Source organism: Serratia proteamaculans, from assembly GCF_008830365.1.
GTDB classification, from domain to species: domain Bacteria; phylum Pseudomonadota; class Gammaproteobacteria; order Enterobacterales; family Enterobacteriaceae; genus Serratia; species Serratia proteamaculans.
In genome coordinates this window covers 1-581 of record NZ_WBKI01000020.1, presented here as the reverse complement: position 1 = coordinate 581, position 581 = coordinate 1, and the positions used below count along the sequence as shown (strand labels likewise).

Sequence of the window (581 nt, the reverse complement as noted above, 5' to 3'; positions counted from 1 at the left end):
CCAATATTTCTACGGAGGAGTAAGTTTCAGCTGTCATGTTTCAATTTTCAGCTTGTTCCAGATTGTTAAAGAGCAAAATCTTAAACGTGATTCTTGCGAATCAGTTTTAAGATTTTTTTGATATGGTGGAGCTAAGCGGGATCGAACCGCTGACCTCCTGCGTGCAAGGCAGGCGCTCTCCCAGCTGAGCTATAGCCCCATATCAGAAAAGCATTTTTCTACACCCTGTCTACTACCTTCGCCAATTCGCTTCTAGTCAAAGCGAAGTCCTGCGACGTTTACTCACGTAAACAACCAGGGCGACAACGCAGGATAGGAGGGAATTGGTGGGTCTGAGTGGACTTGAACCACCGACCTCACCCTTATCAGGGGTGCGCTCTAACCACCTGAGCTACAGACCCGACAAGGTGCTTTAAGGCTTAACCGGGAAGATTAAACCTTATGCTCTCTTTCATTTCATCAGACAATCTGTGTGAGCACTTCACGCAATCAATATCATTAGGTAAGGAGGTGATCCAACCGCAGGTTCCCCTACGGTTACCTTGTTACGACTTCACCCCAGTCATGAATCACAAAGTGGT

Annotated in this window: 2 tRNA genes and 1 rRNA gene; all 3 read right to left on the bottom strand. The window is 46.8% G+C overall.

The features are described 5' to 3' along the window. Positions 1-123 precede the first annotated feature (123 nt). Positions 124-199 (bottom strand) — tRNA-Ala (locus tag F8R23_RS24095). A gap of 125 nt (positions 200-324) precedes the next feature. Next, positions 325-401, bottom strand: a tRNA-Ile gene (locus F8R23_RS24090). A 102-nt stretch (positions 402-503) separates the two neighbouring features. Beyond that, positions 504-581 (bottom strand): 16S ribosomal RNA (locus F8R23_RS24085); the annotation flags it as partial.